The organism is Limnobacter sp. MED105 (assembly GCF_000170915.1).
Lineage (GTDB): Bacteria > Pseudomonadota > Gammaproteobacteria > Burkholderiales > Burkholderiaceae_B > Limnobacter.
Window position 1 is genome coordinate 26,309 of record NZ_ABCT01000011.1, and the last position, 25,669, is coordinate 51,977.

Consider the following 25,669-nt stretch of genomic DNA (forward strand, 5'->3'; position numbering starts at 1 on the left):
AGCGCCAGCCACATGATGCCTACCTTATTGCTTACCGATGTGTTGATCTGGCTGCTGGTATTTGGCGTGTTGGCCTATGCCCGAAGCGTGATCAAGAACCCGCTGTCCCGCGCCTCATGGGGTTTGGTTTTTCAATCGAAAATTGCCAGTGCCAGTTTGGTGGTGTTGTTGTTGGCGGTGGTGATTACCCTGCTCGACAGTGTGCACCTTCGCCTGAATGCCGAGCAGCAAAGCCGTTATGCCAGTCCGATCATTTCCGTACTCGACGTTGCCCTGGGTCCTTTGGCCTATGAACGTGAAAAGTCTTATTCAGCGCCTTTGGCCACCCGCTCCCTGAGCAAGGAAACCATGGAAGTCGATGGCAAGCCGGTGCGTGATTACGCCCGTTTGCAGTTTGGCGGTGCGCATTTGAGCGATGAAAGCATGAAGGTGCAAGATCTGCTCAAGCGCGCTTACCAAGGCGCTTTGGGCGGTGCCGTGCTGTGGGCATTTTTCCTGGCAGCGTTGTGGGTGATCCGCCGGGCCATGGTGCCTGTGGATCATCAAAACAGCATCACCGTGTTTACAGGCAGTGGCGCCTACCAAGCCGTTGTGTGGACTTTATTTGTACTTTGTATTGTGGGTGGCGTTGTGTGGAAATGGGCCGAGGCCTACCACGTGCTGGGAACCGACAAAGTGGGCGTAGACGTGTTTTACATTGCCTTGAAAGGGCTGCGCACCGCCATGCTGATTGGTTTGCTGACCACCTTGCTTACGCTGCCGGTGGGCATTGCAATGGGGTTGGCGGCGGGTTATTTCCGCGGTTGGGTTGATGACATTATTCAGTACATCTACACCACGCTGAATTCAATTCCATCGGTGTTGTTGATTGCCGCCACGGTCTTGATGTTGCAGGTGGCCCTGGATGCCAATCCAGAGGCCTTTGCATCATCAATCGAAAAAGCAGACCTGCGCCTGTTTTTCCTGTGTGCAATTTTGGGGCTCACCAGCTGGACTGGATTGGCCAGGTTAATTCGCGGCGAAGTGTTGAAAATGCGCGAGCAAGATTACATTCTTGCTGCCCGGGCCAGTGGCGTATCCAGCGTGAAAATTCTGTTCTCGCATTTGTTGCCCAATTTGATGCACCTGATTTTGATTGCCATGGTGATGGATTTTTCTGGCCTGGTACTGGCCGAGGCAGTGCTGAGTTATGTGGGTGTGGGCGTAGACCCCAGCACCTTCAGTTACGGCACCATGATCAATGCGGCAAGGCTGGAGCTAAGCCGGGAACCTGTTGTGTGGTGGAGCTTGGTGGCCGCCTTCGTATTCATGCTGTTGTTGGTGCTGTCGGCCAACCTGTTTGCCGACGCCGTACGCGATGCGTTCGATCCGCGCGCGCGCCAGTTGAAACAATCTTTGGTAAGGGTGTAAGCGTATGAGTTTGCTCGACATCCATGGACTGACTACCCGATTGGCCAGCGAGGCCGGTTGGGTGCACGCGCTCGACGACATTTCACTGGCCATTGAAAAAGGCCAAACTTTCGCCCTGGTGGGTGAATCAGGTTGTGGCAAGTCAATGACCGCACTCAGCATAGCTCGCCTGTTACCCGACAGCGGCGCAATTGTTGCAGGGCAGGTGAAATTAAGCGAGGCCAGTCAAGCTGACACCGATGTGTTGCGTATCAGTGAAACCGCCATGCGCACCTTGCGCGGCAAGCGGATTGCCATGATTTTTCAGGAACCGGGCACCAGCTTGAACCCGGTGATGACGGTGGGCGATCAGCTCACTGAAATCATCTGTTTGCACACTGGTGCCAGCAAGTCGCAGGCTTTAGGTGAGGCTGAAGAGTGGCTGGGTCGGGTCGGTATTCCAGAACCCAAAAAGCGCTTGCAGCAGTATCCGTTCGAAATGTCGGGGGGGCAAAAGCAGCGTGTCATGATTGCCATGGCGCTGAGCGTAAAGCCCGATTTGCTGATTGCCGATGAACCCACCACTGCGCTGGACGTGTCCATTCAAGCGCAGGTACTCGATTTGCTGAAAACACTGCAGCGCGAGCAGGGCATGGCCATGCTGCTGATTACCCACGACCTGGCGATTGTGAAACAAATGGCCGACACAGTGGGGCTGATGTACGCTGGCCAACTGGTTGAAAAAGCCAGCACCGCTGAGTTTTTTGCTGCACCACGCCACCCCTATGCACATGCACTGGTGAAGTCGCTGCCCAGCCAAGCCCAACGTGGGCAGGCTTTGTACGCGCTTGAAGGGCGTGTTCCGTCGTTGGTAAATCCCAAACCTGGCTGTCGGTTTGCCGCACGCTGCATGCATGCGCAAGACCACTGCACCCAGAACACCCCCGAACTTGATCTGGCCACCACTACGCATGAAGTGCGTTGTTTTTATCACGCCGACCTGTCGTTTCACAAGCCGCAGTCGGGCTCGCAGCCGGGTGGTGATTCCACCCAGTCCGGTCAGGGCAAGGTGGTGTTGCAAACCGTGTCTTTGTCGGTCGCTTATCCCGAAAAGGGTGGGCTACTGCGCAAGCAATTCAAGCCCGTGTTGAATCGGCTTGATCTCACGTTGCAGCAGGGGCGTACGGTGGCCTTGGTGGGCGAATCGGGTTCAGGCAAAACAACTGCTGCTCGCGCATTGTTGGGTTTGATCGGCAGCAATGCAAAAGTGGAAGGCGATGTGTTGATGGACAGCAGGCCGCTTCGCCAATGGGCGGAGCGCGGCCCTGAGGGCTGGCGCTCGAAAATTCAATTTGTATTTCAGGACCCTTTTGCTTCTCTGAATCCTCGCCATCGAATTGCAGAAATTCTGGAAGAACCTTTGCTGAGCTTGCGCCCCGATCTTGATGTGGCAGCGCGCAAGGCCCGGGTGCTGAAAGTGATCGAGCAAGTCAGCATGCCCGAAGAAGCCCTGGCCCGATTCCCCCATGAATTTTCGGGTGGGCAGCGGCAGCGCATCGCAATTGCACGCGCCTTGGTTTCTGAACCCAAAATTTTAATTTGCGACGAACCGACTTCGGCGCTGGACGTATCAGTTCAGGCCCAAATACTGAATTTGCTGAAACGGTTGCAGAATGAAACCGGCGTGGCCATGCTGTTCATTACACACAATTTGGCTGTGGTTCAGTACCTGGCCGATGAAGTGGTGGTGTTAAGGCATGGCGATGTGGTTGAGCGCGGTTCGGCAGAACAGTTGTTTGCCAACCCGCAGCATGCATACACCCGTCAGCTAATCGATGCGGCGCCACTGCTGTAAAACGGTTCAAGATTCCCAGCTGCCTGGTTTCGGGGTGTGTGGAATGCTTAATTTCATGCCGGGTTTGATCAACTTCTTCTTGCCCAAGCCATTGAGTTTCTGCAAGGCCTTCACGCTCACATCAAAGCGTTGGGCTATTTCTCCCAAGGTGTCGCCTTTCTTGACCGTGTAGCTGCGTTGGGTTTTGGGTGGTTTGTACTGTTTCAGGCTGGCCTGAATTTTCGCGCTGTATTCAACAGGCACCAGCAGCGTATTGCTGTGGGCCGCGTACAAAACCGGTTGGTTCAAACCGGGGTTCAGTTTGCGAATCAACTCCAGTTCCACGTCAGCCAGGCGAGCAATCTCCCGAAGGTCCACATCAGCGCTGCGTTTGATTTCAGCAAAGTAAGGTTTGTTCGGGAACTTGGGTAAACTCAGCCCAAAGCGTTCCGGGCTTTGAATCAGGTTTTTAAGCGCTTGTAGTTTCGGAATGTAATGTCTGGTTTCCAGAGGCAATTCAAGGTTGTCCAAGGTAGGCTCCAGGCCTGCCTCCTGTGCTTTTTTAACTGCCCGTAGCACTGAACCTTCTCCCCAGTTGTAAGACAGTAAAGCCAGGTGCCAGTCGCCATGCATATCGTAGAGGTACGTCAGGTAGTCTAGTGCCGCGCGAGTAGAGGCCACCAGGTCTCGCCGCTCATCAACCCACTTGTTTTGTTTCAAGTCAAACTGACGGCCCGTGCTCGGTATAAATTGCCACAAACCTTCGGCGGCTGAGGGGGAGCGGGCATGTGGGTTGAACTGGCTTTCAATGAAAGGCAGCAAAGCCAGCTCAGAAGGCATGCCACGTTTGGCACATTCTTGCGCAATGAAATAAATATATGGTTCGGAGCGTTGCAACATATTGTTCACCATGCGCTTGTTTTTCAGCAACGCGCGTTCGCGAACATCGACTGCTTGTGTTTCCAGATCAGGTATCGAAAAGCCTTTGCGGATATCAGCCCACACATCTCCAGCTTCTTCAGCCAGGTCGAGGGTGATCAGGTCGAATGGCCCAGACATCTTCAGTTCAAGACCGGGGTTGGGGGCAACCAGGCCAAACAGTTGAACCTCCTCGCTGTCAGCATTCAGCGCAATCTCGGCCTGTTGCGCGTTGGCCCAGCTTAGGTTGGGCCCAGCGGCGATAAGTCCAGCCAAAATACCAAATACCGCCTTGAAACGACCGTTGGTGGCCGCTTTGGTATAAGGCTTGATTCCATTTTTGAACGAGTCAGATTTCAAAGGGCTTGGGTGCCGGACAGGGCAAAGAGCGAAATGAAAGTGCATCCTATGTTGAACTTTTGTGTAGGTCAATCGAGAGTTGACCCATGCCCCAGCCTGAGTGACACCCCTTGAATTATTTCAAATAAGTGATTTTGTAAAAAATTGTTAACTCGTTATTGCAATCAGAAAGTGTCTTTTGCGTCGCGTATTTGTTTGAATTCAATGGGGTTTTTGGCATTGATAAACAAATTGCTGAGCCGCTCAATACCCAACGTTGTCGGAATAGTGCTTAAGCCCTGTTCCCGAATTCTGCGGACTTCATTTTCCCTGGCTTCAATATTTTTGGACTCGGGTGAATAGGTCCGTGCAAACCGCATATTCGATTCCGTGTATTCATGCGCGCAGTAGACGCGGGTGTTTGCCGGAAATTGATTGAGTTTTTGAAGGGATTCAAACATTTGTTGGGCGCTGCCCTCAAACAGGCGTCCACAGCCGCCCGAGAACAGGGTATCGCCTGGAAACATCCAGGTCTCTTCGCTGTTCATGGTGTCTTTTAGCTCAATCACGTAAGCCAAGTGGTCCACCGTGTGACCAGGTACTTCCAATACCTGAGCGACCAGGCAGTGCACATCCACGGTGTCACCTTCCCGCACCGGGCGGTTGATCTGTGCAATTCTTCCACTGGCTGGGCCATACACCGGAAGGTCTTTACCCGCTTTACTCAACAGCGCGTCGATTCCACCCACGTGGTCCATGTGGTGATGGGTAACCAAAATACCGCTAAGATGGTAACCATGAGAATCCAGAAATTCTTGAACTGACTTGCTGCAACCGGGGTCTACCACCATGCAGGCCTTACTCGGTTCATGAACAATCGCCCACAGGTAGTTGTCCTGAAAGGCCGGAATGCCATAGACCGACCAATTCGAAACTTGAGAAGACTTGAATGATTCCATCTGAACCCCTGAACGACTTGAGTACACAACAAGCCCAAATGTTAGCACTCGACGCCTGGTTGAACACACCGGCGGGGCGGTACTTCACAAGCCGTGAGCAGGCCTGGATTGATTCTGTTGTGCCCGATCTGTTCGGTTTCAGGGCTGTGCAACTGGGTACCAGGCTGGTCGATGGCTTGAAAGAAAGCCGCATTCCCCATAGGGCTTACGTGCAGCAGGGTTTGGTGGCCAGCAAGCCCGAGGGTGTGGAAGTGGTTACACCTGATTGCTTTGCCGAGTTTGAAGAACTGCCTTTCGAGAGCCAGTCGCTGGACATGATTGTGCTTCCTCACGTGCTCGAATTTTCAGAAGACCCGCACCAGCTGCTGCGTGAAGTGGAGCGTGTGCTGATGCCCGAAGGGCGGGTTGTGATCACTGGTTTTAACCCGATGTCGCTGTGGGGTCTTCGCCACGCAGCCCTGAAACGCTGGGCACCGGTGTGGCCCGAAGGGTGCGAGCCGATCCATTTGAGTCGCTTGAAAGATTGGCTGAAGCTTTTGTCTTGCGAACCCGAGTTTGGTCGTTTTGGTTGTTACCGTTTTCCGGCATTCACCGAAAAGGGGCTAAGCCGGATGGGTTTTATGGAGCACGCGGGCGACCGGTGGTGGCCGGTCTGTGGTGCCGTTTATTTTGTGTGCGCGGTAAAAAGGGTGCGTGGCATGCGCTTGATCGGGCCAGCCTTCAAAGACAAGAAAGTATCCGCACGCCAACTGAAACCTGTGGCCAATAAGGCGCTGAATAAAACACCTACAATAGGCGACCGTGGATAAGGCCAACAGGATTGAATTGTGACAGAACAAAGAATTGCCAGCGTCGTGATGTATGCCGACGGGGCTTGTAAAGGCAACCCAGGGCCTGGTGGCTGGGGTGTGTTTTTGCAATCGGGTGACCATGCCAAAGAATTGTGCGGTGGTGAATTGAACACCACCAACAACCGCATGGAATTGACCGCCGTGATCGAGGGTTTGAATGCGTTGAAGAAACGTTGCAGCATCGACGTGTACACCGATTCGCAGTACGTGCGTAAAGGAGTATTGGAGTGGATGCCAAAGTGGAAAATGAATGGCTGGAAAACCTCGGATAAAAAGCCGGTGAAAAATGCTGACTTGTGGCAAATACTCGATGAAGCCAGTGTTCGTCACTTGGTGCGCTGGCATTGGGTGAAGGGCCATTCCGGTAATCCCGGAAACGAAAAGGCCGATGCGTTGGCCAACTTGGGTGTAGAGAAGGCGATGAAACAATGAGATATGTAGTACTGGACACAGAAACAACAGGCCTGGAAGTTCGGCAAGGTCACCGCATCATCGAAATTGGATGCATTGAAGTGAACGGTCGGCAAGTGACTGACCACCACTTTCATCAATACATCAACCCCGAGCGTGAAGTGGATGAGGGCGCCTTTCAGGTGCACGGTATTTCCGACGAAATGCTCGCGGACAAGCCCAAATTCAAGCAAATCGCGAAAGATTTTCTCGATTTTGTGCAAGGCAGTACGCTGATTATTCACAACGCATCATTCGACATTGGCTTTCTGGACGGTGAACTAGAGCGCCTTGGTTTGGGGAAGATGGCCGACTATGTGGATGGCGTGATCGACTCCTTGGGTATGGCGCGCGAAATGTTTCCGGGCAAGCGCAACAATCTGGATGCACTGTGTGACCGACTTGGCGTGAACAATGCACACCGCCAGTTACACGGGGCGCTGCTGGACTCGCAAATTCTGGCAGAAGTCTATTTGGCCATGACCCGCGGGCAAGATAGTTTGGTAATTGACCTGAATGCGCAGCACGATGACGACGGTGTAGAGAGAATCAAACTTAGCGCACTGAATTTGCCCGAACCTGAGCCCACTGAAGAAGAGTTGGTCTTGCATCAGGCGTATTTGGCTGACATTGAAAAAGCGGCCAAAGGGCCAAGCGTGTGGAGCAAAATTAGCCAGGCGACTGAAGAACCCGCAGTTTAAGGAGGTTTGCCATGAAAAAGGCAATTGTATGGGGCATGGGCATTGTGGTTGGTGTGCCGCTTGTGTTGGCAGCCACCGCAGCGATCTTGGTGAATACGATTGACCAACAGGCTTTGTTGAACAAAGCCAGTGCCATCGTCAAGGAAAAGCAGCAGCGTGATTTGGCATTCACCGGCCCCGTGCAGTTAAAGTGGTTTCCCTCGATTGGTGCCGACCTGAATGGCGTAACACTCTCGGAATTTCAAAGTACCGATCAATTTCTGAAAGCTGACAAAGTCAGTATTTCATTGGCTTTGTTGCCTCTGTTAAGTTCAGAGGTGGTGGTTGACGCGATACAAGCCAGCGGCGTCACTGTCAATGTCGCAAAAAATGCGGATGGCAAGTTCAACTTTGATGATTTAAGCAAATCCGACAATCAAGATGAAGTTCAAAGTGAGTCTGAACCAAGTCCGGACACTGGTGAACAGGCACTTAATTTTTCAGTGGATTCAATTGCACTTGAAAATCTGAATGTAGCGTACATTGACAAGCAGACTGGCTCGGAAGCCTCGCTGAACAACTTTGCCATGCAAAGTGGTCGCATTGAGCCTGGTGTGCCCACCGACATTGAACTGAAAGGCAATGTGAAGGCCAACAAGCCGCAGGCCGATTTGAACATCGACCTGAACACCCGCCTTGAATTTGGTTTGGGTGAAAACCTGTATGCGAATTTTGAAAATTTGAAATTTGCGGTGTTGGGTCAACTGGATCAGCAACAAGCCGATGTGAATGTGCAGGCCAGCACCTTGAATGTGAATCCGAATACTTTGGAAATCAAGGCGCAGTCGCTGGATGCCAAAGCCAAAGGACAACTTCCCAATGTGGGTGCATTCGATGTCAGCTTGATCTCACCCTCACTGGAGCTCAGTGAAACTGTGGCGCGTGGTGAGGCCTTGAATTTCAAGGCCGACTTGAAGCAAGCCACACGCAGTATCAACGCCACGCTTGACTTGGCAGGCTTGCAGGGCAATTTGAAGCAGGCGGTGTCTGCTGCATTGAAAACTACAGTGAATTTGGTGGAAGGTGAGCGCACGGTGAATTTGCAGCTGGCCAGTCCCATGACCTTGAACATGAAAAGTCAATTGATCGAATTGGCAGCGCTGACTGGTCAACTCGATGTGAAAGATCCTGCTCTGCCTAAAAAGCAGGCCAGCATGCCCTTGGCTGGCCGGTTGGCAGTGAACAACACGGAAAAAACTGCCGAGCTGGATTTGAACTCGAAATTTGAAGCCACCAGTTTTGATTTGAAAGCGGCCGTTAAAAATTTTGCCAAACCAGCGATTACCGCAGTACTGAATGCTGACAAGCTGGATATCGATGCCTTGTTGCCTCCCAAGAAAAACTCAGGCACCAAGACCACGTCAAGTTCGGCTGAAAAGCCTCAAGACACGCCTGTTGACCTAAGCCCGCTGCGCAACTTGAACCTGGATCTGACTGCCAATATCGGCGAACTGAAAGTGTCGAATATTCAAGCCCAGCAATTGAAAACAAAGGCAGTGGCGCGAGGGGGCAAGCTGACCATCTCGCCGCTGGATGCAAAGTTGTACGGCGGTTCAACCACGGGTGTGATTACTGCCGATGCGAATACTCAAACAGTGACCGTGAACCAGAACATGACCGGCGTGCAAATTCAGCCTGTGATCAAAGCGCTGCTCGACAAAGACATGGTCGAGGGCAAGGGCAATGTAGGTATCAATATTCGCACCACAGGCAACACGGTGAACCAGATGAAAGCTGCCTTGGATGGCAAGGTTTCGGTCAGTCTTCAAGACGGTGCCATTAAAGGTATTAATCTGGCTGAACGGTTCAGAAATGCAAAATCGCTGTTAAGCAGCGGCAGCAACTCCACCCAAAAAACAGACACTGCCCAGAAAACCGATTTCAGTTCATTGGCGGTCAGTTTTGACATTGCCAATGGCGTGGCCAGCTCCAATGACTTGAATGTGATGGCCCCCCTGTTTCGAATTGGCGGCGAAGGGCGGGTGAATTTGGTGAACAATTCTCTGGATTACCTGGCGAAGGCATCGGTGGTGGCCACCAGCACAGGGCAGGGTGGAAAAACCCTCGACTCGGGTTTGAATGGCGTGACTGTGCCGGTTCGCCTGTACGGTCCGTTCACGGGCGTTCAGTGGGAGTTGCAGTTCAAAGAGTTGGCCAAAGAAGCGGCCAAAGCCAAATTGCAACCCAAAATTGATGAGAAGAAAGAGGAACTGAAAAACAAGGCTGAGGAAAAAGTAAGGGATGCTTTGAAAGGTTTCCTGAAATAACCGCCCCGTGGGGGTTGGTGCTTTGGGGGGCAATAGTTTGCTACCATCAAGGCAAATTATTCTTAAAACGGTGCCCCTGTGTCCGAACCTGCTGACTTGCCAGTCATTGAGCTAAGTTATGCCATCGAGCTTTTGTCCAAAAAGCTTGAAATTCAGCCCGCTGAAGCTGAACAGTTAATTCGACTCGCAAAACTGGTCCACTTGCCTCGTGGCGCTACTTTGTTTGAACAAGGTCACCCCAGTCATCACTTTTATCTCTTGCTGCAGGGGCAGTTGAAAGGGCAGCGCTTTCGCCCAGATGGTTTGCAAGACCTGACTCTTTCTTTTTTCCCGGGGGAAATGATCGGCGAGCTCGGTTTTTTCGACCAGGCGCCGCGCACACTCACCATCTCTGCCCGCCGGGACAGCGTACTGCTTGAAATTGATCAAACCGCCTTGGAGCAGTTTGGCGAGTTCAGCCGCTCGGTCTATCACCACTTGATCCGAATGCTCGTTTCCCGGTTCAAGCGTGAACTGGGCTACAGCGGCCCTTTGAAACAACACCAATTCATTTTGTTTCAGTCTTTTGTTCGCCCGGAGGGTTTTAGCACTCAGGCGATCGAGGGATTTCAGTCTGCCATGGCTCGGCATTGTGAGTTGCGGCGCTGGAAGCAGCTTAGTGATGTAACGCCGCCAGTTTCGGCCCATATCAAAGACTGGGTGGTGGAAATGATCGAGACGGAGCCCTTGGAGGTTTTGGACGACCGCCTGATTGAAGAGCTTGATTGCATGGTGGTCATGCTGTGCGCAAGCACTTTGAATGATTCGCGCAGTTGTGAGTTGTTGAAAGCCCAGCTAAAGAGCGCAGACGACGATTTGCCCGTGTGGTTTGTACTGGTGCATGAAGCCGCGTGGGTTGAGCAGTCGGTGGTGGAACGCATACGCAGCAAATTTGGCACTGGATTCAAGCTGTTGCACGTGCGGCGCGGGCATCACTCTGACAATGCGCGTGTGGCACGACACATTCTGGGACTGACCTTGGGTTTGGTACTGGGCGGTGGCGGTGCCCGCGGATTCGCGCATGCTGGTTTTTTTCAGGCACTCGAGGAGGCCGGCGTGGTGGTGGACACTGTGGGTGGAACGTCCATGGGTGCTTTGGTCGGTGCGCTCATTTCCTCTGGGCGCTCAGCTGTCGAGGTTAACAAGGCGCTTGCCATCAGTTTCAAGAAAGGTTTGCCGTTCAAACTGACAGACTACTGGATACCCAAGCATGGTTTTGTGAAAAGCAAGGCCGTTGACGAGGTGTACCGCAACGCATTTGGCGATCTGTTGATTGAAGACCAACCCATTCCGTTTTTCGCCATCAGTTGCAATTTGACCACGGGCAACCAGTATTTGTTTGAACAAGGCCCCTTGTGGAAAGCCGTGCGTGCCAGTACTTCTATTCCTGTTTTTTTTGAGCCGTTCATGGCCGGAAGACATGTGATGGTGGATGGGGCACTGGTTAACAATGTGCCGGTAGATTGCATGCGTACCCGTGGCGCACGAAAAATTCTCACAGTGGATGTGGGTCTTGAGGAAGACATTACCGCGCACATGCTGGATGACAGCAGTGTACAAATGCCCACCATGATGAAATCGCTGATGCGGGTGATTGAACTGGGCGGTATTGAGAAGTCAAGACAGGCCAAAGTCATTAGCGACCTGTATGTTCAGCCTTCCATCGAAAAAATCGGTTTGATGGAGTTTGAGCGCAGAGAAGAGATCGTTGCCTTGGGTTACGAGGCTGGGCGTAAGGCAATTCCGGATATACTGGATTTGCTTCACAAAACTACATAACAACGCAGTCGTCATTCTTACGAGGCTTTGATGCAAAAACACTCTACGGTAGAGGTGTTGGGTTGCAGCGGCAGTATCGGTATTCCCGGACAAGGAACAACAAGCTTCCTGATTGACAGCGATATTTTGATCGATGCGGGCACAGGCCTGTGCGAACTCGATTTCGCCCGTCTTGAGCAAATCGAGCATGTTTTCATAACCCACTCCCACTTGGACCACATTTGTGGTTTGCCATTTTTGATCGACACAGTTGGCGTGGGCCGCAAAAGCCCTTTGCGTGTGTACGCCACCCTCCCCACAATCAGGGCCTTGCAGCAACATATTTTCAATGAGGAAATATGGCCTGATTTCTCAAAGATTCCTACAGCGGAAAACCCGGTTCTGGAGTATGTTGAGATAAAGCCTGAGCAGGAGCTGTTGTTTGGTGAACGTAAAATTACCACTGTAGAGGTGGATCACACGGTGCCCGCCGTGGGTGTTTTCTTGACTACTCCCACGGGTGGGTGGTGCTTCTCCGGAGATACGCACAAAACAGACCGGTTATTCACCCTTATCAACCAAGCAAAAAAGGTAGATTATTTCTTTATTGAAGCTGCTTTTCCTGACAAGGAGAAATGGCTGGCAGATTTGGCCAAGCATTTGTGCCCAAGTTTGTTGTTTGGTGAGCTTCAAAAATTAAACGCGGCATGTGAAATCTGGATTAGTCATCTAAAGCCCAGAGAGCACGACGAGATTCAAAAAGAGTTACAGCAGTATCCGGGAAGCCAGCCGCTGCGCATTTTATCGGCCGGAATGATTTTTAACATTTAACGGTTACACAACAATTCTATGAAATTCAAACTTTCCGCAGTCGCCTGTGCAGTGGTGCTGTTGGTCAATTCGCATTTGCAGCTTGCAAATGCGCAAACCCTGCCTGAAAGCACATCAGGTTCTCAGTCAAGCAGTGAAGAATACAAGGAACCCAGTTTCGCGGTGTCGGGTTTTGAGGTGTTGGGACCGGAATTAATTCCGCGGGACCAAGTCATGGCTGTGCTGAGTGGTTTTTCCGGTCGTGAAATCACTTTTTCCGATTTGCGAACTGCCACCGTGGCCGTTGAACAATTACATGCCGAGGCGGGTTATGAAGTAGTTCGTGTGTTGATTCCTGAGCAGGAAATCAAACCCGGTGAACAGCTTAAACTGCAAATTGTCGATGCGCGGCTGGATGTAGTCACGGTTGCGGGTAACGACTACTTCACGGCGGAGTCCATTCAGGAAAGCTTGGTGGTGCTTCAACCAGGGGCCTTGATCAACACTGTGGACATGGATAAAAACCTGCGTTTGATCAATGACAACCCGGCGAAAATCGTCCGTGTACGCCTGGAGCCCAGCGACAAGCCAGGCTTGGTGGACGCGAAAGTGCAGGTTTCTGATCAAAAACCATTGGCTGCATATTTGACGCTGGACAACTCTGGTACCAATGCCACGGGTGACTTCCGCATGGGCTTGGCCTTGCAACACAACAATGCCTTTAACAAAGGTCACATGGCTTCGTTTCAATACGTGACCTCGCCGGGGCGTTGGTCAGATGTCGAGGTATTTGGCCTGAATTACAAAGTACCGTTTTACAGCATTAGCTCCATGCTTGAATTGGCGTACAGCGATTCGAATGTGGACGCGGGTAACTTGAGCGTTGGAGCCAGTTCTGTGTCAGTGGCCGGTGCCGGTACCACTGCTGCAATTCGGTGGGTGAAGTTGCTGGATCGTTTGGCCGGGTTCGATGCTCGACTTACCTTTTCTCACGAAATCAAAGAGTTTGTCAGTCAGGTTCAATTGAACGGTTTTGGGCCAAGTTTGGTTCCAGAACTGGAAAGCAGACCTGTGGGCGTGTCTTATTCCCTTTCCGAGGCACTTGATTCGCGGCAACGGGCTTTTCAAATCGGGTACTTTAAAAACTATGTCACCGGTGGTAACAATTCAACCACCCAGTACCGCATGACCAACCCGGCCGCCGAGGCCAATTTTGATGTCATTCGAGCCAACGCCAGTTGGTCTGAGCAGGTGATGCCTGGCTGGCGCCTGACCGCGCAGCTGGATGCACAACACACCGATTACTCTTTGATTCCCGGCGAGCAGTTTGGTGCGGGGGGTGTTTACTCCGTGCGTGGTTTTGAAGAACGGGTTATTTCCGCAGACCGCGGTACCCGCCAGTCGCTCGAGCTGATGGGCCCGAATGTCAGCAAAAATTTCGGCACTTTGTTTGAGCGTTTGCAGTTTGTTGGTTTCGTGGACGCCGCTCAGTTGAAGTTCAACAACCCAGTGTTCGGATCACCTGTCGAGCCGCATTTAATGTCCTATGGTGTGGGCGCGCGTTTCGCATTTTCCCCCAAACACCAATTCCGAGTCGACCTGGCCAAGGTGGTGTCAGGCGTGCCCATTCAACCGCATGGTGATGTGATGTTGCACGTCACTTTTGCCACTTCCCTGTAAGGAAAGACACCATGAAATCCAATCGTCTTTCAAGCCGCAGCTCAGTTCGCAGTTCAGGTACCCAGTTTCGACGCAAGGCCGTGGCTTTGGGTGTTGCCATGGCCATTGCCAGTTCAGCTTATGCAAACCCCACCGGGATGTCGGTGGTTGCTGGGCAGGCCACCGCGCAAACCATTGGCAACCTGATGCAGATTACCAATACGCCGGGTGCCATTCTGAATTGGCAACAGTTCAATATTGATGTTGGGCAAACCACGCAGTTTGTTCAACAAAATGCAGCCAGCCAAGTGTTTAACCGTGTTACCGGTGGCGATGTGTCCCAAATTCTTGGCACCTTGCAAAGCAATGGGCAAGTATTTTTGATCAATCCGGCGGGAGTGTTTTTTGGCCAAGGTGCCGTGGTTGACACCGCAGGCTTTTTGGCCAGCACCCTGGCAGCTTCCGATACAGATTTGCTGAACGGACATCTGCGTTTCAACGACTCCGCGGGTACGGCGGGCAACATCGTCAACCAGGGCTCACTGACTACGCACTCGGGTGGCTCCATTGTTCTGTTGGCCCCCAGCATTGAAAACAGCGGCATCATTCACGCCGATGGTGAGGTTTTGTTGGCCGCAGGTCACAGCGTTACCATTGTCGACATGAGGCATCCCACCATTGGCTTGACCGTTGCCTCCAAGGACGGCGACAAAGCAGTGAATCTGGGCCAAATCATCAGTAAAAATGCATCACTGTTTTCGCATTTGGTGAAAAACAGCGGCGTGGTTGAAGCCACTGGTGCGCAAGTGGGTGAAGGTGGCGTTATACGGTTCATCGCGCAAGGTGATGCATTGGTGGGCGGACAGGTGCTTGCCGAAAGTACCCAAGGCCAAGGTGGTGAAATTGACATCACCGGCCAACGCGTGGCTGTGCTGAGCGGAGCACGCATTTCTGCCGATGGTGGTACCGGTGGCGGCACAGTGCATGTGGGTGGGGGCTGGAAAGGGCTAGATGAAAGCCTGGCCAATGCGCAGCAAACCGTGGTGCAGGCCAACACCCAAATTTCTGCGAATGCGACGGCCAATGGCAATGGCGGAGAAGTGGTGGTATGGGCCGATGGCCACACTGCTGTGGATTCTGAAGTGCAAGCCAAGGGCGGTGCCCTGGGTGGCAATGGCGGTCGGGTAGAAACCTCGGGTAAGCAAAGCCTGGCAGTGAATGTGGCTGCGAATACTTCAGCAGCCCAGGGGGAAGCAGGGCAGTGGCTGATCGACCCGGCTAACTTGACGATTGTGGATCAAATTCCCCAAGGTGGTTTCAACCTTGAAAACAGCTCACAAGGCCCATTTTTTTCCACCGACGATATTTCTTCAACCTTCTCGCCCACTGAGTCATTTCTTTTGAACACCACGGTAGTGGCTGGTTTGGAAAACAATGGTTTTGTCCAAATTTACACCACTGGTACGCAACCAGGCGACGGTAATTTGACCATTGCTGCACCCATTTTGATTGATCAAAACTCCTCTCAATCGACTGGTTTTAATCCGGAACTGTTTTTGGAAGCCAAAGGTGAAATCAATATTGATGCAGCCGTGGGTTTGATGCCTGGGCAGCAAGTTTTTGATGGCTTCGATCTGTTCTTGAGTTACGACATTGCAAAGCCTGTGTATGTCGATGCCCCGCTGTACTTGGGTAACACCGGTAATTTGATTTTGTCGCCGTACGATCTTGGTACGGCTTTACCCACCAACACGCAGGGCCAGTTGCCCCTGGATGGTGTGAATTTGTTGTCGGGTATGAACACCGGTATAAGTGGCCCATTGGCGTTAAATCGAATATCCGTGACCAGTGCGGTGGCCACCGATCCAATGACCCAGCAAAGCTACATTGTCAGTCCCGAGAAAACGGTGAAATTGAATGTGCTTGGGGCCAACTTGATGGTGAATGATCTCAGCTTGTTTGGCATTGAAACTACCCCAGCTACTGATATTCGCGTTGGTGTAGACAATTTTGACTTGCCCGCACCCATTCAAGGCAATTTGCAATACAACTTCCTGGATGCGAATAGTCTGACTGTAGATGCCGGTAGTACAGTGTCGACCTTTACACGATTTGATCCCGAATTTTCGTTTGATTTGAATCCCAATACCACCTTGAACCAATTGGTCTCCAGTGGCACTGTCAATTTCAACGGTGGCTTCAACGACATTGTCGAAATTGACACCAATGCCGGCACTTTGAATTTTTCAAGTAGTGCTGGCAGCAGCAGCTCACCTTTTGGTTTTTACCAAATTGGTGATATTGCAGCCGGTACGGGAAGTACCATCAATCTGGTGGGCTCTAGTTTGTATTACCAAAAGGCAATTCTGAACGGCACATTCAATATGATGTCCAACGAGTTTGGCTCATCCTCTTTCCTGAGTGCGATTGATACTGATTTAAACGGAAGTTTCAATATTGGTGCAGGTTTTAACAATGCAAGTTTCCAGGCACTCGGCATGGGTGCCAATTCCCGAATTACCCTGTCGACTGGCTCTTTTCTTGAACTGGGGCGTGCGTTTAACTCCTCCTCTTCAGAGGTGAGTGTTACCCCGATGGTTCCAGCCAAGCAACCTGGTGCGTATATCTCAACAACACAAGGGCAGTTTGTGGCTCAACAGGGTGCGCGTATTGTGATGAACGGGGCGGCCACAGATGACATTATTCACTCGATGCCACCTTTGGAAACTGCCAGCTTTTCCGGTTCTCCCTCGGGCGGTGCGATTGTTGACATCACTGGTTTGGATGGGCGCCTAGAGGCTCCTGTGACCATTGAAGTCAAAGGTTTCCTGAATTCCATCCAAACCAGTACTGAGAACTTTGACCTCAACTCTGAGGTCAGCATGTCGACTCCCATCAACACCATGTTGATTCAGTCTGCCAATATTCAGGTCAATGCTGGGGGTGACGGCCGCTCACTCAGGATTGGTGAAGTTCAATTCTCGCAAATGCTAAACACTGATTTTGAACCCGTTGTGGATCTCGATTTCAATGGTTCGCTGACTGTGAACAGTGGGCGGGTACGCCTCGAAGGCAAAAATGTATCGTCCGCGGACGGTACCCTGAATGTAAATGGTATGAATTCCACCCTGGTGTTGTCAGGCAATTTCACTTCTGCAGATTTGTACGATGTAAACCGTACGAATGGAGGCCGCCTGGCCGCTGAAGGTTTGTGGGACAACAGCCTCGTTAACGCAAGCAACGCCGCAACTTCAGCCCCGCTGAGCAAGGGCAACATTCTGGTGGGTGACGATTTGGTGGTAACCGGTGGTTTACTGACCAGCGCCGGTACAACCAATGCAATCAATATTGCGCCAGACAGTTTTCTGGAACTGCGCAACACCGAAGTAACTACTACTATCAATGTATCGCCAACTGGTGTGGTCTTGTTGGCAACCCAAGATGGAAATGGCGCACCAGTGACGCCCGCCGTTTTGAATGGTGCGACCATCAATATGGGCGGCGATGCATTCCTGATTGTGGAAACAGATGCTGCGGGCGTGGCCAACTTGAATGGCTCTGCAACGATCAGTTCAGGAACGCAAGGTAACTTGATTATTGCTGGCAGACGAGCTTATGACCCGATGGCCGCTGATTCCATTCCAGACTCAATGACCTTGAATGTAGGCAGTGGTATTCGTTTGAATGTAACCGGCAATGCGCCAAGTTTGCCACCGGCTTTACAACTGTTTTATGGTTCATCAACGCCACCACAGCGTCCCGTCTTCCTCGTGGGCCAACTGACCCCAGAAGCTGTGGCTTTGGCTGAGTATGATGATTTTGACGGTTTCTCCACGCCAGTCACTACTGTGTTAAACGGATTTGCCAACCCTTCCTTCGTGATTGATGGCACCCCTGATGCATCGGCGGTCAATGGCTTGACCTGCTCGGTGTCAGATTTCTGCGTGAAATTCGATGTGGCCCAGGCTGGCACTTTTGCGGGCTCAGTGATTACTAATCTCAACTCAGCAGGCGTCACGGGAAGTGGGGTTGAATTTGCCCCCGATTTGACATTGAATTTTTCTCAGATTCAAACGCCTACCGACATTATGTTGATGGGAGGTCTCACCACGATTACAGCCTCAGACCTGATGAGCGGAAGAAGGCTGCTTGTCGGGAGTGATGCAATCGCCCGGTTCGTCAATAACGCATCCAATGAAAATATTTCAAATAATCTGGAAAACAACGGTACGCTTGAGTTTCAGGGTAATTACACACTCAGTGGCTTGCTGACCGGCACGGGTATGTTGAACAACAGCGGTGTTTTGAACCTCAACAATACCAGTGGGGGTATTGTTCAAAATTCGATTGTAAACAGCGGCACAATTAACAACACTGGCACCTACACTTTTTCAAATTTGGTCTCCGGTACAGGTCTGTTTTCTAACGCAGGAACTTTGAACTTAACCGGCTCTGGCCTATTTGGAAATAGCTTCGTGAATGTGGGCACTGGCTCATTGAACTTCTCAGGTGGGTCGGTGCAGGACATTTATTTCGGTGGTTCTTTTCAGAATGCTGCGAATGTGTTCTTCAACGGCGGATTGTTTACGTTTGATACAGGTTACAGTCAATCCGCCGGTAACCTCACTGTCCAGCCAGGAACCCAGTTGGTGGGTAACATCAACATCAACGGCGGGGCCTTGCGTGGATTTGCAAATATCACTGGCAATTTGAATGCCCAAGGTGGTCGAATCGTTCCAGGTGCATCTCCCGGCTTGATGACAGTGAGTGGTGACTTGAACCTGGATGCCAGCAGCATTATCGACATTGAAATTGCCAGCAACGGTGGGGTTCAGGGTACTGATTTCGATTGCATCGTGGTACAGGGCAACGCCAACCTGGCGGGTCAATTGAATTTAATTGATATTTCAGGTGGTACGCTGGTTGCGGGTAGTCAGTACGCCTTTTTGGAGGCCAACACCATCAACGGCACTTTCGGAGGTATTTCCACTTCACCTGCCAGTTCTGCTTACACCTTCTCTTCACCTGTAATTGCCAACGCCACAAATGGGCAGCAGTTGCCAATTCAGCAAATGAGTACATCAACAGTGGCTGTAAGTTCACCGCCGCCAGTGACCCCCGAGCCCACCTCGCCAACAAGTCCAACCTCGTTGACGCAAAGCACCGGAACCGACAGTACTGCAGTGGGGCAAAACCTGAATCAGGCCTTTACGCCCACGTCCACTTCCACAAGCAGCACCGAGCCAAGCTCGGGTACCACATCCACAAGCAGCACGCAGCAAACCCAGCAGGAAGAGGAGGCTGTCGAGGTGGCCAATCAAAGTACCGCAGGTACCACCATCTCACAGCAGTCCAATGACATTGAGTTGAAGACCACCCAAAGTGATCCACAACGGGCTTCGGCGGTGTGCAAATGAGGACCAACAACATGCAAAAATTATTGGCCTTCAGCTTGCTAGCCTTGAGTGTTTTTGGCAACAACACAGCGTTCGCCCAAAATATTCAACCCAAAGACCTCGCACCCACGGGTGGGCAATCGGCAAGTCAACCTGCTAAAGCAGTGGTAGGTACCATCAAAGTAGTGACAGGCTTGGTTAATCTGCAAACTTCGGAAGGCAAAAATAAATTTGCCAGTGCAGGTACCAAGTTGAATGTGGGCGATGTCATCAATACCCAGGCAAAAAGCACTACAGTGCTGGAGTTTGTGGATACCACGCAAGTGGCGTTGCGTCCAAATACGCGCTTCGTGGTTGAAAACTACGAGTATCAACCGGAGCATCCCATCGCCGACAAGGCAGAATTCAAGCTGGTGAAAGGTGGTTTGCGTACTCTCACTGGTTTGATCGGCAAGCGCGGCAGCGCAGATGCTTTTGCACTGAAAAGCGAAACAGCCACCATCGGCATTCGAGGAACCGACTTCACCGCCCGAATTTGCAAAGGCAATGAATGTACTCGCCTGGCCAAGGGCGAGTCTGACAAAGCCACAGCCACAAATACTTCTACTGCTGATGTGGCGGGGCGTATTTCCCAACTGACTGGCGAATTATTTGCAGTGTCGGTTGAAGGCAAGCGACGCGCTTTGCAAAAAGGCTCGGCAGTGTTTGCCGGAGAAACCATTGATGTATCGGAAGGCGGGTTTGCCGTGGTCAGCATGGCCGATTCTACTCGGCTCACTTTGCCGGGCGGCAGTTCCATGCAAGTGGCAGCCTATCGATATGCGCCCGCTTCGCCACAAACCTCTGTAGCGTCCTTCAAGTTGCTCAAAGGCGCAGTGCGCGCTGTCACTGGCGCAATTGCCAAAGCTGAACCCAACAACGTGAAGTTTTTTACTGAAACTGCGACGGTGGGTATTCGAGGCACGGCAATTGATATTTCATGTACATCCGTGTCGGGTGGTTTGGTGGTTTGCTCGGGTGGGGCCAATTTGACAGTCGAGCTTCGTGACGGTCAGATTATCGTAACGTCGGGCGGTGTGAATTCAATCATTAATGCCGGGCAATCTGCTGTGATTCCGGCAGATAATGTGAATATTCAAGTGATCAATTCATTGGCCAATGTTCTCGGCAATATACCCAATGCCGGCCCGCTGCCTGAAACAACACCTGCAAATTTTGAAACATTGTCGTCTACGCCAGTGCAGTCACTGACTCAAGGTGGTGCTTCTTCTGACGAAGGTTCGCAATTGTTTGTTGCCGTGAATGACGGCACCATTGTGATCAGCAACTCGAATCAGGCCCCGCTCGAGGTGAACCGGGGTGAGGGCGCTTTTGTGCAAACGCTGAGTAATTTGCCTCCGCAATTGCTGACTGCACCGCCCGATGTGATTGTTCAAGACGTCACCTTGTCTGCTCCGCCATTTTCGGCGCCGCAATGTGCGCCTTGATGGGTATTAAGGCATGAGCAAATTGATCAAGTCCTGGCGAAAAATCGCGGGCAAGGCATTCCGTATTGGTGTCGGTTTTTCGTTCACGGCAGTCGCTTTGTTACATGTGTTGGGTTTTGCACCCAGTGAAGTGGTGAAGCGCCTCGACTACCTGGTTTACGATGTGCGCCTTCGGGCAGAGGCACAGCTGCCCGAGCTAGACCCGCGCATTGTGATTGTTGATATTGACGAACAAAGCTTGAGCGAGGTGGGGCGTTGGCCATGGTCTCGCGATGTGGTGGCCAAGCTTGTGGTTGAGTTGACCGACAGGTTGGGCGCCGCTGCAGTGGGTTTTGACATTGTGTTTGCCGAACCTCAGCAAAGTGATGCGCTTCTTGCTTTGGACACTATCATTGAAAACAAACCTGCGCTGGGCAGTCAGTTGCAGGAAATGCGATCTGGAATTCAAGCGCAGTTTGATCGAGATGCCCAGTTGGCCCAAGTTCTGGCTGATCGCCCTGTGGTGTTGGGGTACTACCTGAATCAGGATGCGACAGCATTGTCTGGCGCGCTTCCGCCTGCATTGTTCAAGAAAAGCCAGTTGGGCGAGTTGAGCCTGGACAGCACAAGCTGGCAGGGCTATGGCGGCAATATACCCGTACTGCAGAAAAACGCAGAGGGTGGGTACTTCAACCCGATTGTGGACGAGGACGGCACCGTTCGCTCCATTCCATTGATTGCGCAATTCAATGATGCTTATTACCAGAGTTTTGCGCTGGGTACCCTACGACGTGCCTTGGGTAACCCACAGGTCATACCGGTGTTTCCGGAAGGTGTGCCAGACGACTATGGTGCAGTGGAGCTGATTGCATTAAGGTCTCCTGAAGTCGAGTTGGACATTCCAGTTGAACGTGGCTTGTTAACCCGTGTTCATTTCCGGGCCAAGGGTGGTCCGAATGCTGGCGGCTATCGCTATGTGTCTGCTGCCGATGTACTTGCGGGTGCGTTGAAGCCTGAAGACATTGAAGGTCGAATTGTATTGATCGGTACTACAGCGCCAGGCCTGCTTGATTTGCGAAGCACACCCGTGAACCCGGCCTACCCGGGGGTCGAAGTGCATGCCAATGTGATCAGTGGCATGCTCGACAGCATTTACAAACTTCGACCCGAGTATTCGCAGGGTTTGTTGTTCATTACGGTGTTGGCAGTGGGTTTCGTGCTGAGTGTGATGATGCCCATTCTGAGCGCCACCTGGTCTCTTTTGGTTGCGCTTGCGGTGTTGGTGGCCAGCGTGGCGATCAATTCCGTGCTGTATTTCCAGGCGGGCCTGGTCTTGCCAGTGGCGGTGGTGTTGTTGCTGGTGCTTGCCATATTCATGTTCGACGTTGCCTATGGATATTTGGCAGAATCGCGCAGCAAGCGGCAAATGGTGGATTTGTTCGGGGAGTATGTAGCGCCAGAATTGGTGTCTGAAATGGCCTCAGACCCCACGCGTTATTCCATGGAAGGTGAAAGCCGCGAACTCACGGTGCTGTTTTCGGATGTTCGAGGTTTTACCACCATTTCTGAATCGCTTCAGCCCAATGAGTTGCGTGAGTACATCAATGAATACCTCACCGTGATGTCAGAAATCATTCGCTCCCATCGAGGTACCTTGGACAAATACATCGGTGACGCCATTATGGCCTTTTGGGGCGCACCCATTGCCGATGCCGAACATGCCGAGTTGGCCACCAAAGCAGCCATTGCCATGCAGGAGGAGGCTGTGCGTTTGAATGAACGACTTTTGGCGCGCAATTGGCCCACGCTGGCCATTGGGGTGGGTGTTAACACAGGGCAAATGCGAGTGGGCGACATGGGTTCAAAAATTCGCCGGGCTTACACCGTCATGGGCGATGCTGTGAATCTGGGTTCGAGGCTGGAGGGCATCACCAAAACCTACGGTGTGGGCGTTATTGTTGGTCCGCAAACCAAAGCCGCTGTGCCCGGTATGGTGTTTCAAGAGCTGGATGCCGTCAAGGTGAAAGGGAAGAATGAGCCCGTTTCAATTTATGCCCCCTTGGGGGAGCGCACAGTGCTGACCCAAGCCAGTCTAGATCAGTTGGAACAATGGAATCGGTTTTTGAAGGCATTTCGTGCCCAGCAATGGCTGCCGGCACGTGAACAGTTGGCAGGTTTGCAGGGCAGCTTGGTTACGAATCCCACTTTGCATGCCCTCTACGAAAACCGCATCGCGTATTTTGAATTGAATCCACCACCTGATAACTGGGATGGTGTAACCCAATTCGACACGAAGTAAAACGAATCGACTTGATTGAATCTGGTCGACTTAGATCAATTCGTTTTGCTGGTTCAAATACACCTCGGGTGAAATTCGAAAGGCTGCGCCGGTAGGGCATGCACGAACACAAGCTGGGCCGCCATCTTTGCCGTGGCATAAGTCACACTTGTAGGCTTTTTTGATGGAATTCGCGTCGTATTTCACTGGACGTTCACCCAGGGGACCGCCCGAGCCAAACAGCAACCAAGACAACAAGCCAGTTTTTCTGGGGGGTGGTTTTACCCGCAATTCAATGGCGTTGTAGGGGCAGTTTTTGGCGCAATTACCGCAGCCAATACAGGTGTCCGCAATCATCACCTCGCCCTTTTCATTGCGGCGAATGGCATCGGGTGGGCAGTCTTTCATGCAATGTGGTTGTTCACAATGTCGACAGGAATGCGCCAGGTGAATGTTCTGGAAGGTGGGGCCAGCGTCTCGATCCAGGCGAGGTATCCCGTCGTGTGTTTCTGCACATGCACGTTCGCAATTGTCACAATGCACACACAAATTCTCATCGATAATCAAGGCGTTGGTTGCATCTCCCAAACCTTGCTTCATCAGAAAATGAATCAAATCGCTTTCACGTTTCGCTGTACTTTCCCGGAAAATCGCATCATGAACGCGTTTGCCAATCTTGGCTTGCAGGGCTTTTTTCCAGTTGCTGTTTTTGCTCAACACGTCGATGACCGCGTCTGCTTGAATCAACAGCACTTCGGTGAGTACCGTCGCGGTACATGTCGTTTGGCGATCCGTACCATTCACCAAATCAATTTCACCCACATAGCTGCCTGCGGATACATACGACAGTACGGAGTCTTGATCATCAATCAACTTGGATACAGACACTGACCCGCGCCGAATCAGGTGCAAGCCGTCAGTTTTGTCGCCTTCACTGAACAGTTTTTCACCTCGCACGTAGCGGGTCACACTGATGCCTGATGCGATCAGTTGTTCGATTTCCTGGGGTTCTAGCTGCGGGGCAAGGTGTGTAGACAAGGCTCTGCGCACAAACGTTTCGTCGATGGTTCGTCGCACTGCATCCACCGAGGCAATTAGCTTCAACATGGCTTTGCGAGGCGTTTCAATCAATACGCAGTTTTCTCCCGCGTAAACCGTGGCTGTGCGGCGTCGCCCGGAGATCAGACCCATCTCGCCAAAATAGTTGCCTTTGTCGAGATTAAGAATGAATGGTTTGCCTTCCTTGTTCACCAATTCAATGCCCACGCCACCCTGCACAATCGCAAAGAAAGTGCTGGTGTAGTCACCTTTGTGGAAAATGACAGAACCTTTCTTGGGTTGGTGAAGTGTTGATTCCAGCATGAATTCCCGCAGCTGAAGGCGAGTCATCTGGTTGAACAGAGGAACGTTTTCCAGAATCATGTCCAGCACGGTCGAGACTGAAACATCGCCCAAGGGTTTGAATTTCTCAGCCAGCAATGGTTCGTCTGCGGGAACCACCGGCAAGCCCATGATGGAGTCAACTACTTCATGGCCCTGGTTCATCGCCTGCTTGATCAAAGGGTAGCCGCCCAGCGCACCTACGATGAACAGGCCCGGCACATTGGACTCATAAGTTTCACTCAGTGCGGGCACTGCGTTTGGATCACTGTTGGGAAATGTCACCCCGAAGCTTTCTACCAGGCCGCGGGGTGGTGTCGCCCCCAAACGGGCAATAATTCGGTGAACTGGCATGGCCTGCTCACCTTCGGGGCCTTTATAGCGGTAGTTGAGCGAGGGCTCTCCCTCTTTGGCCTCTGGGATTTCTTCTACTGCACTCGTACTGGTGTTGTAGAAGATACGCAAATCTTCATTCCTGTCTGCCGCAAGAATCTGATTCAGATTGCCTTCTTTACAGCGGGCAAATTCATCTTTGCGGTTGATCAATACCACCTTGTTGTTCTTCATCAAGGCCAGGGCGTTTTCAATGGCGGCATCACCCGCGCCAATTACAATAATCGTTTCATTGTTGAATTCGTCAGGGTCAGCCAGGGTGTATTGAACATTCGGAAGGTCGTCACCAGCGGTTCCAATCTTTCGAATATTGCCCTGCAAACCAATCCCCAGAATCACAGTTCGGGCAGTGGTTGTGCTTCCGTCCTCACAGGTCAGCTCAAATGGCCCGGCGCCATCATTGAGTTTGATTATTTTGCTAACCGTTTTCTTGTACTGAATATTGATTTTTTGATTGAGCAACTGAGAATCCCAGGTACCCAAAATACTTTCCCGTTTTCCAGCTTCGAATGACATGCCACTGCGAAGGGGCAGAAAGCCGGGCTCGGCCATGACGTGCTTGCCCTTTTGGTACTTGTAAATTGTGTCCGATGCGTGGTTCTCTGATTCAAACAACACATACTTACAACCCAGTTGCTGCGCCCGTGCAGCAGCGGATAAACCTGCCGGTCCGGAACCTACAATGGCGACATCAAGTTCTGCTTGTATTTCGGCGAACATGGGTTTGAGATTGTCTTGCATGG

Annotated in this window: 15 protein-coding genes; 12 read left to right on the plus strand and 3 right to left on the minus strand. The window is 51.8% G+C overall.

Annotated features, from left to right (window positions below):
• Positions 1–12: 12 nt before the first annotated feature.
• Together LMED105_RS10730 and LMED105_RS10735 are read left to right on the plus strand one after the other, a co-directional pair.
• The gene (locus tag LMED105_RS10730; RefSeq protein WP_008251080.1) at positions 13–1,410 is read left to right on the plus strand and encodes an ABC transporter permease; all 1,398 of its coding nucleotides are present in this window, start codon (positions 13–15) and stop codon (positions 1,408–1,410) included.
• A 4-nt stretch (positions 1,411–1,414) separates the two neighbouring features.
• Entirely contained in the window at positions 1,415–3,244 is a 1,830-nt protein-coding gene (locus LMED105_RS10735) for a dipeptide ABC transporter ATP-binding protein (RefSeq protein ID WP_008251081.1), read from the plus strand.
• 6 nt (positions 3,245–3,250) lie between these two features.
• Here LMED105_RS10735 and LMED105_RS17110 read toward each other — a convergent pair whose 3' ends face one another.
• Both LMED105_RS17110 and gloB read right to left on the minus strand, forming a co-directional pair.
• Positions 3,251–4,501, minus strand: a complete 1,251-nt coding sequence (locus LMED105_RS17110; RefSeq protein WP_008251082.1) for a transglycosylase SLT domain-containing protein — start codon at positions 4,499–4,501, stop codon at positions 3,251–3,253.
• 164 nt (positions 4,502–4,665) lie between these two features.
• A complete protein-coding gene (gene gloB, locus LMED105_RS10745; RefSeq protein ID WP_008251084.1) occupies positions 4,666–5,439 on the minus strand; it encodes a hydroxyacylglutathione hydrolase in 774 nt (257 codons plus the stop codon).
• On the opposite strand from gloB, the gene LMED105_RS10750 reads away from it, so the two are divergent.
• From LMED105_RS10750 to LMED105_RS10795, 10 genes are all read left to right on the plus strand, one after another.
• Complete coding sequence (locus LMED105_RS10750; protein ID WP_008251086.1) at positions 5,430–6,248, plus strand: class I SAM-dependent methyltransferase; 819 nt, start codon at positions 5,430–5,432, stop codon at positions 6,246–6,248. The two genes, gloB and LMED105_RS10750, sit on opposite strands and share 10 nt — an antisense overlap.
• Positions 6,249–6,281: 33 nt before the next feature.
• Positions 6,282–6,722, plus strand: coding sequence for a ribonuclease HI (gene rnhA, locus LMED105_RS10755; protein WP_198006846.1), 441 nt, complete (start codon positions 6,282–6,284; stop codon positions 6,720–6,722).
• Positions 6,719–7,441 (plus strand): DNA polymerase III subunit epsilon, encoded by a 723-nt coding sequence (gene dnaQ, locus LMED105_RS10760; RefSeq protein WP_008251089.1) that lies wholly within the window; start codon positions 6,719–6,721, stop codon positions 7,439–7,441. The genes rnhA and dnaQ overlap by 4 nt, the downstream gene beginning before the upstream one ends.
• A gap of 11 nt (positions 7,442–7,452) precedes the next feature.
• Positions 7,453–9,747: an AsmA family protein gene (locus LMED105_RS10765; RefSeq protein WP_008251090.1), complete on the plus strand. Its 2,295-nt coding sequence runs from the start codon at positions 7,453–7,455 to the stop codon at positions 9,745–9,747.
• A gap of 78 nt (positions 9,748–9,825) precedes the next feature.
• Positions 9,826–11,565 carry a patatin-like phospholipase family protein gene (locus LMED105_RS10770; protein WP_008251092.1) on the plus strand — a complete coding sequence of 580 codons (1,740 nt, stop codon included), beginning with the start codon at positions 9,826–9,828 and terminating at the stop codon, positions 11,563–11,565.
• A gap of 30 nt (positions 11,566–11,595) precedes the next feature.
• Complete coding sequence (locus LMED105_RS10775; RefSeq protein WP_040513245.1) at positions 11,596–12,375, plus strand: 3',5'-cyclic-nucleotide phosphodiesterase; 780 nt, start codon at positions 11,596–11,598, stop codon at positions 12,373–12,375.
• An 18-nt stretch (positions 12,376–12,393) separates the two neighbouring features.
• Positions 12,394–14,034: a ShlB/FhaC/HecB family hemolysin secretion/activation protein gene (locus tag LMED105_RS10780; protein ID WP_008251097.1), complete on the plus strand. Its 1,641-nt coding sequence runs from the start codon at positions 12,394–12,396 to the stop codon at positions 14,032–14,034.
• A gap of 11 nt (positions 14,035–14,045) precedes the next feature.
• A complete protein-coding gene (locus tag LMED105_RS16385) occupies positions 14,046–19,430 on the plus strand; it encodes a filamentous hemagglutinin N-terminal domain-containing protein (RefSeq protein WP_008251101.1) in 5,385 nt (1,794 codons plus the stop codon).
• Positions 19,431–19,441: 11 nt separating this feature from the next.
• Positions 19,442–20,896 carry a FecR domain-containing protein gene (locus tag LMED105_RS10790; protein WP_198006841.1) on the plus strand — a complete coding sequence of 485 codons (1,455 nt, stop codon included), beginning with the start codon at positions 19,442–19,444 and terminating at the stop codon, positions 20,894–20,896.
• A gap of 13 nt (positions 20,897–20,909) precedes the next feature.
• The gene (locus LMED105_RS10795; RefSeq protein ID WP_008251105.1) at positions 20,910–23,174 is read left to right on the plus strand and encodes a CHASE2 domain-containing protein; all 2,265 of its coding nucleotides are present in this window, start codon (positions 20,910–20,912) and stop codon (positions 23,172–23,174) included.
• A gap of 30 nt (positions 23,175–23,204) precedes the next feature.
• Here LMED105_RS10795 and LMED105_RS10800 read toward each other — a convergent pair whose 3' ends face one another.
• Positions 23,205–25,667 (minus strand): cyclic nucleotide-binding domain-containing protein, encoded by a 2,463-nt coding sequence (locus LMED105_RS10800; protein WP_008251107.1) that lies wholly within the window; start codon positions 25,665–25,667, stop codon positions 23,205–23,207.
• Between the last annotated feature and the right edge of the window lie 2 nt (positions 25,668–25,669).

What these genes read in the sequence shown, in the direction of transcription:
- LMED105_RS10795 (WP_008251105.1), top strand. Translation starts at nt 20,910, where the DNA reads ATGAGCAAATTGATCAAGTCCTGGCGAAAAATCGCGGGCAAGGCATTC.
- dnaQ (WP_008251089.1), top strand. Translation starts at nt 6,719, where the DNA reads ATGAGATATGTAGTACTGGACACAGAAACAACAGGCCTGGAAGTTCGG.
- LMED105_RS10730 (WP_008251080.1), top strand. Translation starts at nt 13, where the DNA reads ATGATGCCTACCTTATTGCTTACCGATGTGTTGATCTGGCTGCTGGTA.
- LMED105_RS10735 (WP_008251081.1), top strand. Translation starts at nt 1,415, where the DNA reads ATGAGTTTGCTCGACATCCATGGACTGACTACCCGATTGGCCAGCGAG.
- LMED105_RS10800 (WP_008251107.1), bottom strand. Translation starts at nt 25,667, where the DNA reads ATGCAAGACAATCTCAAACCCATGTTCGCCGAAATACAAGCAGAACTT.
- LMED105_RS10790 (WP_198006841.1), top strand. Translation starts at nt 19,442, where the DNA reads ATGCAAAAATTATTGGCCTTCAGCTTGCTAGCCTTGAGTGTTTTTGGC.
- gloB (WP_008251084.1), bottom strand. Translation starts at nt 5,439, where the DNA reads ATGGAATCATTCAAGTCTTCTCAAGTTTCGAATTGGTCGGTCTATGGC.
- LMED105_RS10780 (WP_008251097.1), top strand. Translation starts at nt 12,394, where the DNA reads ATGAAATTCAAACTTTCCGCAGTCGCCTGTGCAGTGGTGCTGTTGGTC.
- LMED105_RS10765 (WP_008251090.1), top strand. Translation starts at nt 7,453, where the DNA reads ATGAAAAAGGCAATTGTATGGGGCATGGGCATTGTGGTTGGTGTGCCG.
- LMED105_RS10750 (WP_008251086.1), top strand. Translation starts at nt 5,430, where the DNA reads ATGATTCCATCTGAACCCCTGAACGACTTGAGTACACAACAAGCCCAA.
- LMED105_RS10775 (WP_040513245.1), top strand. Translation starts at nt 11,596, where the DNA reads ATGCAAAAACACTCTACGGTAGAGGTGTTGGGTTGCAGCGGCAGTATC.
- LMED105_RS16385 (WP_008251101.1), top strand. Translation starts at nt 14,046, where the DNA reads ATGAAATCCAATCGTCTTTCAAGCCGCAGCTCAGTTCGCAGTTCAGGT.